This window comes from Actinosynnema sp. CA-299493, from assembly GCF_050946825.1.
GTDB lineage: Bacteria > Actinomycetota > Actinomycetes > Mycobacteriales > Pseudonocardiaceae > Actinosynnema.
Genome location: NZ_CP191993.1, coordinates 3010738 through 3022017 on the forward strand (window position 1 = coordinate 3010738; position 11280 = coordinate 3022017).

The following is an 11280-nucleotide window of genomic DNA, read 5'->3' on the forward strand; positions in this document are numbered from 1 at the left end:
CGTGTCCCCTGCGGTGTCCCGGAAACGTCCCTTCGCTGTCGGGACGTCCACCGGTCGACCCACGCTAGCGGCAGCCGAGATCACCGGACGGGTGGAAAGGGGACGACATGGCGAACGAGCTGTCGATCACCGCGATCATGTGGTTCGTCGGGTGCGCCGTCCTGTCAGGGCAAGCGGTCCTGCTGGCCCTGCTGTGGCGCGCCCTCCGGGTCTCCGCGTCGTCGGTCACCGTGAACGTCGTGGCCGGGACCGCGGAGGGCGTCGTGCAGGCGGGCAGCGTCGGACCTGGGTAACCGCACCACGCCGTGGTCGAGGTCGATCGCGTGCGGGGGTGCGGCTTGGGTGTCTTCCTCGCGCATGACGGCCACGGAGTCGCGGTGGTCGAGTTCCATCCGCTTGGAGCCGTAGAACATCGCGGTGATCTCGTTGACGGTCGTGGTGGCCAGCGGTGTGCCCTTGCGCTTGCGGCGGCGTTGGCGCAGCAGTTCGTAGACCGCGACCCCGACCACCGACAGCGTCCCGCCGGGGATGCTCCACGCCAACACCGTCTCCACCGCGTCCACACCACCCGAACGGGTGGGGGCGGGGCGGGGTTCCCGGTTCCTCGTGGGGTGGCGCGGAAGCCACCCCACGAGGAACCGTCACGTCAGTACACGAAGCACTCCGTGCTGCTGCCCGCGTAGCCCGCCGCACGCACGTCGGCCGGGGCGAACGAACCGGCGAACCGGCGCTCGACCTCGGCGCGCTCGGCGGCGTTCGGCAGGTCGTTGCGGCACGACACCGGCGCGCTGGAGCCGGACATCAGGTCGGCGCACAGGCCGGTCCGCCGGTCCGGCAGGCCGAGGATGTGGCCGATCTCGTGCGTCGAGATCCGCGGCCGGTAGTAGCCCTGCTGCACGGCCTGGCGTCCCATGTAGACGGTGCCGTTGCCGAGCGACGACACGTAGGCCCGGGGCCAGCCGTCGTCCGCCAGGATGCGGATGTTGACCCCCGAGGTGTTGGTCCGGCGGGCCAGCTTGACGTTGGACACCGAGTTGTTCCAGTTGGTCGCGGCCCGGTCCCAGTCCGCGACGAACTCCTGGGCCTGGCTCACGTCGTAGTACAGGGTGCGCGCCAGGGCCTGCGGCTCCGCCGACGCGCTCGGTGCGGCCACCGCGACCAGCGGCAGCAGCAGGCCCAGCACGCCGGCGAGGACGCCGACGACCTTTCGTACGAACATGGTGGTCTCCTTGGGTACAGGGAAGGGGAGCCGTGTGACAGGGGAGGCTCCCGCCATCCAACGAACCAGTGCGCGACCGTTCGTCACCAGCCCCATACGTAGGGTTGTTCCGGTGTGATCGGGGCCGTCCGCCGTGTGAGGCTGCGGCCATGACAGCCGAGATCACCGTCTCCCGGTGGCGCGACCAGGCCCTCGCGCCCCTCCTGCTCGCCTACCACCTGCGGACCGAGGCCGAGAAGGGCGTCGCGGTGTCCGCCGTCGGGGACCTCCCGCCGCGCTACCGGACCGAGGTGCTCGACCCGCGGGCCGCGTTCGCCGCCGACGCCGTGTGGGTGGCCGAGACCGGGGGGAACGCGGTGGGCTGCGTGGCGGCGTCCGCGTCGACCGGCGGCTCGCTGGAGGTCAAACGGCTGTGGGTGGACCCGGCCTGTCGGGGCAGGGGAGCGGCGAAAGCGCTGGTCGGCGTGGTGCTCGGGCACGCCGCCGACACCGGCGCGGTCTCGGTGCGGCTGTCGGTGTGGCACTGGCGGCAGGACGCCATCGGCCTCTACGAACGCCTCGGCTTCACCCGTGTGGACTCCTGGGACGACCGGCCCGGCCTGGTGTGCATGGAACGTCGACTGGCAGTTAGTTGACACTGACTAGTCGCTCATGAATAGTCAGAGATGACTAGGAGGTGGGCGGTGAAGTCCAAGCGGAAGGTCGGCAACCTGCTCGGGTTGGCGGTGCTCGGCTACCTCGTCCGCGAGCCCACGCACCCCTACGAGCTGAGTAGGCTCATGCGGGCGCACGGTGACGACCGCAGCATCAAGTTCACCCACGGCTCGCTCTACATGGTGTTCGGGCAGCTCCAGAAGGCCGGGTTCATCGTGGAGCACGAGACGTCCCGCGAGGGGCAGCGGCCGGAGCGCACGGTCTACGCGTTGACCGACGCCGGTCGCGCCGAGCTGAAGGACTGGATGCGCGAGCTCGTCGCCGAACCGGTGCACGAGCACCCGCGGTTCGTCGCGGCGCTGTCCATGATCGCGGCCCTGCACCCGGACGAGGTCGTCGCCCTCCTGCGCGACCGGCTCGACGGGCTGGCCCGGCAGGTCGGCGAAGCCGAGGCGATCCTGGCCGGCGCCGACGCGCACCCGCTCTTCCTGGTCGAGGAGGAGTACCGCGTTGCGCTGCTGAACGCCGAGGTGGCGTTCGTCCGGCACTTCCTGGCGCGCATCGACGACTGGCGCCCGCTGTGGGCGGGCTTCCACGAGGGGGAACGATGAGGGCGACCGTGATCGGCGGCGGCATCGGCGGGCCCGTTGCCGCGATGGCACTGCGGAAGGCCGGGATCGAGGCGACCGTCCACGAGCGGTACGACCGCACGGCCGACGGCTCGGGCGGCGCGCTGAGCATCGCGCCCAACGGGTTGCAGGCCCTGGAGGTCGTGGGCCTGGCCGACGCGGTGCGCGCGATCGGCACACCGATGACCGCGATGGAGTTGCAGAGCTGGACGGGCCGGACGCTCGGCCGGTTCGGCAGCGAGCCGCCGCAGCTGCTGGTGTGGCGCTACGACCTGTACCGCGTGCTGCGGGAGGAAGCGGTCCGGCGGGGGATCACCGTCGAGCACGGCCGGGACCTCGTCGCCGCCGACGATCGCGGCACGCACGTCACGGCGCGTTTCGCCGACGGGTCCGAGGTGGACTCCGACCTGCTGGTCGGCGCGGACGGCATCCGGTCGACCGTGCGGCGGATCATCGACCCGGACGCGCCGGGTCCGCGCTACGCCGGTCTGCTCGGCTTCGGCGCGCGGCTGGCGCGTGCCGGTGCGCCGTCGTCCGGCGGCGCGATGCGGCTCGTCTCGGGCAAGCGCGCGTTCTTCGGCTACCAGGTCGACGACGACGGCTCCGGCGGCTGGTTCGCCAACCTGCCCCGCAAGACGCCGTTGACCACGGCCGAGGCGCGGGCCACGAGCCCGGAGGAGTGGCTGGCCGTGCTGGGCGGGGCCTTCGCCGCCGACCGCACGCCCGCCGCGGGCATGATCGCCGCCACCGACCCGGCCGACCTCGTCGTGACCGGCGCGCTGGAGGACGTGCCCAGCGTGCCGAAGTGGAGCCGGGGCCGGCTGGTCCTGGTGGGCGACGCCGCGCACGCCACGTCGCCGAGCTCGGGCCAGGGGGCCTCGCTGGCGTTCGAGAGCGCCGTGCAACTGGCCCGCTGCCTGCGCGACCTGCCGCACGACGAGGCGTTCCGGGCCTACGAGACGATGCGCCGCGGCCGGGTGGAGCGGATCATCGCCCAGGCCGCGCGGACGAACCGCGACAAGGCGGCCGGCCCCGTCGGCCGCCTGCTGCGCGACGCCCTGATGCCCCTGGCGTTCAAGTTCGTCGACCCGGCGAAGTTCACCTGGCAGTTCGACCACCGGATCGAGTGGGACGACACCCTCAGCCACGCCTAGGGGATCGCGTGCCCGCGTTCGCCGCCGCTCGGCCGGTGGTGCGACGGTGCGCTAGGAGAACCGGCTCAGCAGCAGGTCGAGGCGGGCCCGGCGGTGGGTCGGGCGCAGGCGGTGGCCGTGGTCGAGGGTGGCTTGGCCGTGCAGGGCGCTCCAGAACACCTCGATCCTGGTCTCCACGTCGTCGTCACCGGCCAGGGGTTCGATGACGGCGACGAACTCGCCGAACGCGGCCCGCAGCTCGGGTGGGGTGTCGCCGGAGCCGAACGCCAGGTCGACCTCCCGCACGAACATGGCTTCGTACAGCGCGGGCCGCTCGGCGGCGAAGTCCAGGTAGGCGACCGCCAGCGCGCGCAGCGCCTGCCCGGGTGAGCGGTGGGCCGTGCGGGCAGCGCGCATCCGTTCGGTCATGTCCACGAAGCCCTGCACGGCCACCGCGCGCACGATCGCGTCCTTGCCCTTGAAGTGGCTGTAGAGCACCGGCTGGCTGTACTCGACGCGCTCGGCCAGCCGACGGGTGGTGACCGCGTCCCAGCCCTCCGCCTCGGCCAGCTCCCTGGCCGCGTCGACGATCAGCCGGCGCCGCTCGGCGCGCTCGCGCTCACGGCGCTCCTGGATGGACACGCTCCCGATGCTAGCAGCGCTAGACATTCGAGCGCGATTGGAGCTAGTGTCGCTCTCGTACCTAGCACTGCTAGAACTTGGAGCGGACATGTCCCACCAGCGGATCAACACGGTCCTCGCCGTGCTCGTCGTCCTCGCGGGCTTCTACTTCGGCTTGAGCTTCCTGCTGAACGGGCAGGGCTCGGCGGCGGGCTTCGGCATCGACCCGTGGCCCGAGGGCAACGGGTACTTCGTGGTCAAGGGCGTCCGCGACATCGCCTACGGGCTGACCGCGCTCGTCCTGCTGCTGCTCCGGCACCGCCGCGCCCTCGGCTGGGTGGTGCTCGCCGACGCGATCATCCCCATCGGCGACTGCATCGCCGTGATGACCAACGGCGGCACGGTGGCCTACGCGCTGGCCGTGCACGGCTCGGCGGCCGTGCTGGTGCTCGTCACGGCGGTGTCGCTGCTGTGGGAGACCCGCAAGCGGGAGATCGCGACGGCGGACACCCTCAAGCCGCAGACCCTGAAGCGGTGAGCAGGAACGCGGGGGACCACCAGTAGTCGTGCAGCCGGGTGACCCGGACCTCGGTGAACCCGGCCCGCTCGACCTGCTCCGCCCACCGCGCCGCGGGCTGCTCCCAGGTGGCCCGGGTCGCGCCCGGCACCAGTTGGCCGGTCAGCACCGGCATCAGGAACCCCTGCGCCACCAGGTCCCGGTCGGCCCCGTACTCGGTCAGCCCGCGCTCGTACGCCTCGGCCAGGAACCGGCGGTGCTCCGGGCTCCCGTGCGGCAGGTCCGGCACGTCGAACTCGACCACGGCCAGCACGCCGACGTGCCCCACCAGGTCGGCCAGCACGCGGTCGCGCACCTCGTGCGGCAGCGTGTGCAGCGCGAACGTCGACTGGGCCACGTCGAACACCGCGTCCGCCGGCAACTCCGCCGCGAACGGCTCCACCCTGGTGCGCCTGGCGTCGACGTCGTGCCCCGCCAACGCCCGCACCGCCTGGTCGAGCAACGCGGCCGAGGGCTCGACCAGCGTCACCGAGGCCGGCGCGTGCGCCGAGGCGAGCACGGGTCGCAGCGCCCGCCCGTCGCCGCAGCCGATGTCCAGCAGGCTCGACGGCCGCACCCCGGCGCACACCCGCCCCAACGCCTCGGTGACCGCCCCGTACAGCCCCACGTTGCCGCCGCCGTCGATGAACGCCTCGAACGCCGCGGGCTGGTCGTACACCGAGCCGTCGCGCGTCGCCGCCAGGCGCTCGGCCAACGCCGCCGCCAACGGTGTGCCCCCGCCCCGCAGCGCCTCCCTCGCGCCGCCGACGTCGCCGTCCGCCAACGCTCGCAGAGCCTCGTCGATGTGGTTCGTCACCGCACGAGCATGCCAAACACGCGCGGGGAAACCGGGCGTTGGCCGGACGTTGGTCTGTCGTTGGCACACCGTTGTCCACTGTCACCTGGGCAATTCCGGGCAGGGGGAAAGATTTCGTGGTGACGCGAGGGCACGGCGGCGACGCGGCCGGGGAGGGCCTGCGATGACCGACCAGTGGACCGGAGCCGGGATCTTCGAGAGCTATTCGAGCTTCGTCAAGACGATCGAGGGCGACGCGCAGAGCGAGACCGAACGCGTCCTGGACCTCACGTTCGGCGCGATCGACGTGGTCGCCTCGACGGTGGCGCTGGCCATCGACCCGATCGGCACGCTGCTGGCGGCCGGCATCGGCTGGCTGATCGAGCACGTCAGCTTCCTGCGCGAGCCGCTGGACATGCTGATGGGCGACCGCGACGCCATCCAGGCGCACATCGAGCTGGTCAAGGCCGACGCCAAGCAGATCCGCGACCAGGCCGAGCTGCACAAGACCGCGATGGCCCAGTTCACCGGCTGGGAGGGCAAGGCCGCCGAGGCGTTCAAGCAGAGCATGGACCGCCTCGGCGGCGAGCTGGACTCGCTGGCCGAGGTCGTGGACGGCACGGCGCGCGTCACCGCGGTGACCGGCACGCTGATCATCATCCTGCGCGACATCGTGCGCGACCTGATCGCCGGCCTGCTCGCCCAGCTCGTCAAGGGCGCGCTGATCGCGGCGGCGGCCGCGGTGTTCACCCTGGGCGCGTCCATCGTCGGGTTCATCGGCTACGCGGTCGGCGCGGCCACCGCGCTGGCGGTGCAGATCGGCGCCCGGATCGCCAAGCTGATCGCCGCGCTGGGCAGGCAGGCCGCGCGGCTGGGCAAGCTCGGCGGTTCGATGGGCTCGATCGCGCAGGGCTTCTCGCGGTTCGGCGACGCGGGCGGCATCGCGCACGAGGGCGTCAAGGCCGGCGGCGGGTACGGCGACTTCTACGGCGACGGCAAGAACGGCGCCCCGCAGAACGGCGACCAGCCCAAGGCAGCCGGCTGATGGCGCGCCACGGAGGCGGCTCCTCGTCGGGTGATTCCTCACCACCCGGCAGCCCGGACAGCACCACCAGCACGACCAGCAACCCGTTCAGCGACAGGCACGAGGTCAGCCCGCCGCCCTCGCCGAACCCGTTCTCGGACTTCTACGCGATCAGCGACAACGGCAGCGCGATGAGCCTGGACAACCTGGGCTGGCAGGCGCAGAACCTGGACAACCTGGGCGACGGCCTCGCCACGACGAGTCAGCACCTCGGCTCGCACCAGGCGACGGCGGAGGCCTACGGCGCGTTCGGCAGCATGATCGCGTCACCGCTGAACACCACGATCAGCCAGGGCGCGGACACGACCAAGGCCGCCGCGGACGCCGCCGCCAACGCCGCGCGGAAGGTCCGCGACTCGGCCGAGACGATGCGCACGACCGACAGCGACATCACCGACGACCTGAACAGCATCGGGCAGGACACCAACGTCTACCAGGGGCCACCCGGTTCGTCGGGCGGCCGTCCCGGTGGCGATGGCGGCAACGGCCAGAACACCAACGGCCAGGGCGACACCAACGGCCAGGGCGACACCGTGCCGCCGCCTCCCGAGGTGTCCGGTGACGGCCCGATGCCGCCACCGCCGAACGCCACGCAGATGCCGAACCCGGACCCCAGGCCGATCGGCGACCGCATCGGCGACATCCGGCAGCAGCTCGGCGTGAACAACGACGTCGGCGCGGTCGTCGTGCCCACGGGCACCCGGCCGGACGGCCGCCCGTACACCCTGGACACGCCGGTCATGGACCTGCCGCCGGAGAACCGCCACGGCCTCACCTCCGCGCAGCAGGGGATGACGCTCGGCGAGATGATGGGGTACCCGCCGGACCTCATGGCCGACCCGGACTTCGCGGGCACCCCCGCCAAGGACGCCCTCGACATGCAGGGCGGCGGCGCCTACAACGGCGACAGCAACCTCCTGATGCTGGACGACCAGCACAACGACAACGCGACGTTGCTGCACGAGGTCGGGCACGCGAGGCAGAACGAGCACGGCTTCACCCACCACAACTCGCACAACACGTTGCTGGAGTACCAGAACGTGCTGATCAACGAGAACGCCCACCACGAGGCCAACGGCAACCCGCCGCGGCTGTCCTACCAGCCGCCGCCGGGTCAGCCCCAGACCGACTGGAACGGCCTGCGCGACTACGTCCAGGGCAACACGGTCACCGTGGGCGGTCAGCAGCTCACCATGGACCCCGCCCAGCGGGACCAGAGCCTGGTCCTGCTCGACCAGATCGAGCAGCTCACCGGACCCGGCGGCCCGTACGCGGCCAACGGCCCGCAGGTGCGCGACAACCTGATCAAGGAGTTCTTCGCCAAGGAGAAGCAGTCGCAGGGATAGCGCGCCCTGCTCCCGCCACCTCCCCGGCTGCCGCGCCCGCTCTCGCCCCCGGCTACCCGCGGCCGGGGGCGGGACTGCGCATCACGATCAGGTCGCCGTGCCCGCCGTAGCCCAGCACGGGCTCGGCGTACTGCGTGCCGTCGAACGTGATGAGCCACCACTCGCGGCCGACCGGCAGCAGCACCGGGTGCGGGATGTTCGTGCCGTACGGCGCGTCGAGCGTGCCCAGCTTGCGCATCGCCAGGTCGTACACCGGGTACTCGCGGGCGTCGCCGTCGCTGGCGAACACGTACCACTCGCGGCCGACCCGCTGGATGATCGTGCCCTCGGTCTGGTCCACCGCGTTGTCCGCGCCGACCAGCCGCGTCGCGGTGTAGTCCGCGCCGGGAGCCGCGACGGCGAGCGCCGGGTGGAAGACGAACGCGGGCTGCTGCGCCTCGCTCTCCACGAACGCCAGGTGCCAGCGGTCGCCGACGCGGGTCAGGGCCGGGTCCCACGAGCTGACGGAGGTCGGCAGCGGCAGCCGCTCGGTGCGCAGGACGTGCACGCCGCGCAGCACGTTCGCGGTGGTCGTGGTGTGCCGGACGTGCACGCCCCGGAACGCGAAGTCGCCCCACGAGCTCATCAGCAGGATGAACCGGCCGGTGCGGTCGTCGTACACGATCTGCCCGGCGTGGTCGCCCAGCACCACGCCGTCGCGCTCGAAGAACAGGATCGCGACCTGCTCCAGCCTCGACGGGTCGGCCAGGTCGATCGTCCACACCGCCCAGTGCGCCTGCTGGAAGAAGCCGAGCCCGGCGTTGGTCATGGTCAGGTACAGCTTGCCGTCGCGGATGAAGGGCCTGCCGTCGGCGTGCTGCACCACGTGCGGGTCGCGGACGCCCGCCTGGCCGAAGTAGCCCGCGCGGACCCGGCCCAACCGCACGTCGCCGCGCCCGCCGTAGGCGTAGTCGAGGCCGCCCAGCACTGCGGGCACCCGTAGGTCGACCAGCGCGCGCACGCCGTCCCGCTCGGTCAGCACCGGTTGCCAGCCGGCGCCCGTGCCGGTGGTGTCGACCAGGACGGTGACCGCGTTCTCGTTGACCACGACGGCGAACCGGAACGCGCCGGTCACGCGCACGTCGGCGGTCTTCACCACGGTCGTGGCGCCACCGGTGGTCACCTCGATCGACGCCTTGCCGGTGGTCGTGTCGAGCGTGCCGAGCACGGACGTGGCGCCACCGGCCAGGCCGGCCACCACCACGCCCTCGGCGCGCTGCACCTCCACCAGCACCGAACCGAACGGCGCACGGGGCCCCACACCGGTGCCGACCAGCGTGTCCGAGGCGGCGGGTGGTCGGGTGATCGCGCTGTCGTACTGCACGAACCGCGGTGCGACCAGGTCGAACGGGCGGTGCTTGTGCGTCACCGCGAAGTGCAGGTCGAACGGAGTCGTGGCGGGCTGACCCATCGCCGGCACGGTACCGAACAGCGTCGAGAGCGCCCCGACCGCACCCGCCGCCCCGGCGTGGCGCAGCAGCGTGCGTCGATCCATGTCCCGTGCCGCCATCGGACCTCCTCGGACTCCTGCTGTTACTTGTCAACCATGTGTTACAGGCAGATGTGGCCAAGTGTCCAGGGGTGGTTCGGGTCCGGTCCTCCGCCGTGGCAGGCCGGAGGGTCGCGCGACCTACCGCTCGGGACGGCACAGCAGCGGGTTCTCCAGGTCGGCGCACGGCTTGTCGCCCGCGTTGCGGATGATGTCCTCGCCCACCTCGTTGGTCAGGTAGCGCAGGAAGCTCGCCGCCGCCGAGTCCGCTTCCGGCTCGCCGTAGGTGTAGGCGTACTCGGTCTCCCAGAACGGGTAGGCGCCCTGGTCCGCGCCCTCCAGCGTGGCCGGGTGGCCGTCGATGCGCACCAGCACGACCCCGTCGCGGTCGGTGGCGGCGGCGACTTCGTTGTAGCCGACTGCGCCCGGCGTGCCCGCCACCGCGGTCAGCACGTCGGCGGACGAGCCCTTCTCGCAGCGCGGCGGTCCCGGCTGCCCACCCGGCTCGACCTCGCGGCAGTCGTAGGAGTTGGCGGCGGGCTCCCACGTGCCGCCGAGCACCTGCCGCTGGAACGCCTGCCGGGTGCCGGAGTCCGGGTTGCGGCTCACCACGGAGACCGGCACGTCGCCGCCGCCGAGCTCCGACCAGTTGCGGACCTCGCCCCGGTACAGCCGCCGGACCTGGTCGAGGGTGAGGTCCTCGACACCGGCGTCGTCGTTGGCCACGAGGGTGAACAGGGTGAACGCGATGGGCCGTGGCAGCAGCCGGGGGTGGCCCTCGCGCTTGGGGCCGTCGGTGAACGCCAGCAGCGCGGGGTTGGCCTCGCCCTCCCGCTGCAACCGGTCGACGCCCTCGCCGCTGCTGTTCGGCTCGATCGCGAACGACGCGGCCGGGCAGCGCTTGCGGTAGGACTCGGCGGCCTCGCGCAGCACGGGCGCGAACGCGGTGGACCCGGTGACGGTCAGCTTGCCCTCCGCGCAGTCCAGCGGCGCGGTGTCGTCGAACGCCGAGACGGTGAGCTGGCCGAGGATCACCAGCGCCAGGAACGCGATCAGCGCGTACGTCTTGCGGGAGGGTCCGGTGCGGTTCACCGTGTGGCGCAGGGTGCCGCCCTTGATGTTGGCGTTGACCCGCGCGTCGCCGAACGGCACCAGGCCGCTCTCGGCGTCGCCCGGCTCGACCGGGATGCGGTCCAGCGCGAACAGCACCTTGTAGTAGTGGCCCCGGTTGATGGTCACCTTGGGCAGCTCGACCACTCCGACCGGCCCGCCCCGGTCGGAGTTGCGCAGCTCGACCGCGCCCTCCTGCTTGAACGGCAGGCCGAGGCCCGGGTCGCTCAGCTCGGTCACCACCATGCCGCGCACCCGGCGGCCGGGGAACACGACCTCGACGCCGACGTTGTCGGCCTTGGAGTTGTAGTCGCCTTCCTCGATGGTGCTCACGCCCGCGTTCTCGATGCGCAGCAGCACCAACGACGGCGCGATCAGCCGGTCCTCGTCGTCATCCTGGTTGAGCAGCCGCAACGCGCCCGCGTGCTGCAGGACCTCCGCCTCGGTGACCGGGATCGCGCCGGTCGCGGGGGTGTCCATCTGGATCCGGTAACCGAGCCGCTTGCGCCCGACGAAGACGAACTCCCGCAGGAACGCGGCCAAGGTCACCAGCACACCGAGGATGCCGACCACGAGCCCGACGATGTCCGCCACAGCCGTCCCT

The 11280-nt window shown here is 72.1% G+C and carries 12 protein-coding genes; 6 read left to right on the forward strand and 6 right to left on the reverse strand.

Annotated features, from left to right (window positions below; all coding sequences use genetic code 11):
* Positions 1 to 164: 164 nt before the first annotated feature.
* Both ACQPYE_RS14095 and ACQPYE_RS14100 read right to left on the reverse strand, forming a co-directional pair.
* Complete coding sequence (locus ACQPYE_RS14095) at positions 165 to 554, reverse strand: DUF6191 domain-containing protein (RefSeq protein WP_498721601.1); 390 nt, start codon at positions 552 to 554, stop codon at positions 165 to 167.
* 92 nt (positions 555 to 646) lie between these two features.
* Positions 647 to 1219 (reverse strand): snapalysin family zinc-dependent metalloprotease, encoded by a 573-nt coding sequence (locus ACQPYE_RS14100; protein ID WP_498721602.1) that lies wholly within the window; start codon positions 1217 to 1219, stop codon positions 647 to 649.
* A gap of 149 nt (positions 1220 to 1368) precedes the next feature.
* Here ACQPYE_RS14100 and ACQPYE_RS14105 point away from each other — a divergent pair, with 149 nt between their 5' ends.
* Genes ACQPYE_RS14105 through ACQPYE_RS14115 form a run of 3 tightly spaced genes read left to right on the forward strand, consistent with a single transcriptional unit; the run spans position 1369 to position 3656 of the window.
* On the forward strand, positions 1369 to 1854 hold the full coding sequence (locus ACQPYE_RS14105; RefSeq protein WP_498721603.1) for a GNAT family N-acetyltransferase: 486 nt from the start codon (positions 1369 to 1371) through the stop codon (positions 1852 to 1854).
* Between the two features lie 48 nt (positions 1855 to 1902).
* The gene (locus tag ACQPYE_RS14110) at positions 1903 to 2484 is read left to right on the forward strand and encodes a PadR family transcriptional regulator (RefSeq protein WP_498721604.1); all 582 of its coding nucleotides are present in this window, start codon (positions 1903 to 1905) and stop codon (positions 2482 to 2484) included.
* On the forward strand, positions 2481 to 3656 hold the full coding sequence (locus tag ACQPYE_RS14115) for an FAD-dependent oxidoreductase (RefSeq protein ID WP_498721605.1): 1176 nt from the start codon (positions 2481 to 2483) through the stop codon (positions 3654 to 3656). Before ACQPYE_RS14110 ends, ACQPYE_RS14115 begins: the two co-directional genes overlap by 4 nt.
* Before the next feature lie 51 nt (positions 3657 to 3707).
* Here the strand turns inward: ACQPYE_RS14115 and ACQPYE_RS14120 are convergent, their stop codons facing one another.
* Positions 3708 to 4277, reverse strand: a complete 570-nt coding sequence (locus tag ACQPYE_RS14120; RefSeq protein WP_498721606.1) for a TetR/AcrR family transcriptional regulator — start codon at positions 4275 to 4277, stop codon at positions 3708 to 3710.
* A gap of 88 nt (positions 4278 to 4365) precedes the next feature.
* Between ACQPYE_RS14120 and ACQPYE_RS14125 the strand changes: the two genes are divergently transcribed.
* On the forward strand, positions 4366 to 4794 hold the full coding sequence (locus tag ACQPYE_RS14125) for a DUF4267 domain-containing protein (protein WP_498721608.1): 429 nt from the start codon (positions 4366 to 4368) through the stop codon (positions 4792 to 4794).
* On the opposite strand, the gene ACQPYE_RS14130 is transcribed toward ACQPYE_RS14125, so the two are convergent.
* Positions 4769 to 5629, reverse strand: a complete 861-nt coding sequence (locus ACQPYE_RS14130) for a class I SAM-dependent methyltransferase (RefSeq protein WP_498721610.1) — start codon at positions 5627 to 5629, stop codon at positions 4769 to 4771. The genes ACQPYE_RS14125 and ACQPYE_RS14130 overlap by 26 nt on opposite strands.
* Before the next feature lie 163 nt (positions 5630 to 5792).
* Between ACQPYE_RS14130 and ACQPYE_RS14135 the strand changes: the two genes are divergently transcribed.
* Positions 5793 to 6653: a WXG100 family type VII secretion target gene (locus ACQPYE_RS14135; RefSeq protein WP_498721611.1), complete on the forward strand. Its 861-nt coding sequence runs from the start codon at positions 5793 to 5795 to the stop codon at positions 6651 to 6653.
* Positions 6653 to 8038, forward strand: a complete 1386-nt coding sequence (locus ACQPYE_RS14140) for a hypothetical protein (protein WP_498721613.1) — start codon at positions 6653 to 6655, stop codon at positions 8036 to 8038. Before ACQPYE_RS14135 ends, ACQPYE_RS14140 begins: the two co-directional genes overlap by 1 nt.
* 52 nt (positions 8039 to 8090) lie before the next feature.
* On the opposite strand, the gene ACQPYE_RS14145 is transcribed toward ACQPYE_RS14140, so the two are convergent.
* Together ACQPYE_RS14145 and ACQPYE_RS14150 are read right to left on the reverse strand one after the other, a co-directional pair.
* A complete protein-coding gene (locus ACQPYE_RS14145) occupies positions 8091 to 9587 on the reverse strand; it encodes a hypothetical protein (RefSeq protein ID WP_498721614.1) in 1497 nt (498 codons plus the stop codon).
* A gap of 120 nt (positions 9588 to 9707) precedes the next feature.
* Entirely contained in the window at positions 9708 to 11270 is a 1563-nt protein-coding gene (locus tag ACQPYE_RS14150) for a PstS family phosphate ABC transporter substrate-binding protein (RefSeq protein WP_498721616.1), read from the reverse strand.
* Between the last annotated feature and the right edge of the window lie 10 nt (positions 11271 to 11280).

Coding starts and splice junctions, on each gene's coding strand:
- ACQPYE_RS14135 (WP_498721611.1), top strand. CDS start 5,793: ATGACCGACCAGTGGACCGGAGCCGGGATCTTCGAGAGCTATTCGAGC.
- ACQPYE_RS14105 (WP_498721603.1), top strand. CDS start 1,369: ATGACAGCCGAGATCACCGTCTCCCGGTGGCGCGACCAGGCCCTCGCG.
- ACQPYE_RS14100 (WP_498721602.1), bottom strand. CDS start 1,219: ATGTTCGTACGAAAGGTCGTCGGCGTCCTCGCCGGCGTGCTGGGCCTG.
- ACQPYE_RS14145 (WP_498721614.1), bottom strand. CDS start 9,587: ATGGCGGCACGGGACATGGATCGACGCACGCTGCTGCGCCACGCCGGG.
- ACQPYE_RS14140 (WP_498721613.1), top strand. CDS start 6,653: ATGGCGCGCCACGGAGGCGGCTCCTCGTCGGGTGATTCCTCACCACCC.
- ACQPYE_RS14125 (WP_498721608.1), top strand. CDS start 4,366: ATGTCCCACCAGCGGATCAACACGGTCCTCGCCGTGCTCGTCGTCCTC.
- ACQPYE_RS14115 (WP_498721605.1), top strand. CDS start 2,481: ATGAGGGCGACCGTGATCGGCGGCGGCATCGGCGGGCCCGTTGCCGCG.